This is a genomic window from Nocardiopsis sp. TNDT3 (genome assembly GCF_003427465.1).
Taxonomy (GTDB): Bacteria; Actinomycetota; Actinomycetes; order Streptosporangiales; family Streptosporangiaceae; genus Nocardiopsis; species Nocardiopsis dassonvillei.
Map to the genome: position 1 here is coordinate 1 of NZ_QPFC01000654.1, position 1091 is coordinate 1091.

The window sequence follows — 1091 nt, forward strand, 5'->3', positions numbered from 1 at the left end:
AGCTTCCGCGAGCGCTGGGGTCTGCGCCGCAACGTGGACGTGGCGCGGGAGAACACCCTGAAGGTCATCAACGCGCTCTCCGAGTCCGGGCTCAGGAGCGGTGCCCCCGACCTGCCCGGCAACGGCGTCCCGGTCCGCCTCAAGGAATCCGCGGTCATCGACCCGAAGATGATCCGCAAGGACAGGGGCGGCCGTCCCGAGACGGTGACCGTGCGCGTCTACGGCGACTTCGACCGCCTGGAGCACCAGTTCGACACGACCGCCAGCGGGGGCGCGCGGTTCGCGGGCTCGGCGGGGATCACCACCACGAAGGGGTCGAGCGTCAGCCACTCGCTCGGTGTCAACGTCGGCGCCAGCGTGCGCACCGACGCGGGCGCCGACGCACGCGGCGTCCCCCGGGTGATGGGGAACCCCTCGGTCGCGTTGAACGCGTCCCTGAACGACGGCAAGGGGTCCAGCCAGGGCCTCTCGCACAGCTCCGAGGAGACGGTGCTGTTCAGCGGGGACTCCGACGTGTGGACGTCCCGCACCCGCTTCACCGCGCGGCTGTTCGAGCACGACGACATCGGGATGGCGCGCGACGACCGGCCCCAGCGCGAACACGGCATCCCGCTCCTGGGCAAGGGGATGGACGCCCAGATGGTCCTCCTCACCCCCAAGACTCCGCCGACGGCCTCCGACTCTGCGCAGACCGTGTCCGGCCCCGCGGACACGACCCGCGATGGCGAGACCGCCACCTCCTCCGACGGGCGGGAGACGCGCGACGCCCCCGAGACCACCGCCGCCACCGACGCCACCGCCGCACGGGAGGGGGACTCCGCCCAGACGGACACCACCGGGAACACGGCGCCCGCCACGACGGGCGTCCGGCAACCGCTCACGCCCGAGCAGGCACGGGACATGATCGTCCGGAGCTTCGTCCCGCGGATCAGCGCCGACGGCACGGCGGGCGACGACCGCGCGGGCCGGTGGACCGTCGTACGGGACGGGGTCGTGCAGACCTGGGGACGCCTGTTCGGCGGGGGCACCGAGGTCGTCACCGCTTCCCAGACCACCACCGCGCCTCCCGCGGGCACCACCACGGTCACGGG

Annotated in this window: 1 pseudogene; it reads left to right on the plus strand. The window is 73.2% G+C overall.

What is annotated here, in order from left to right:
* Positions 1-1091 (plus strand): annotated as a pseudogene (locus DQW06_RS16510) (hypothetical protein); the annotation flags it as partial.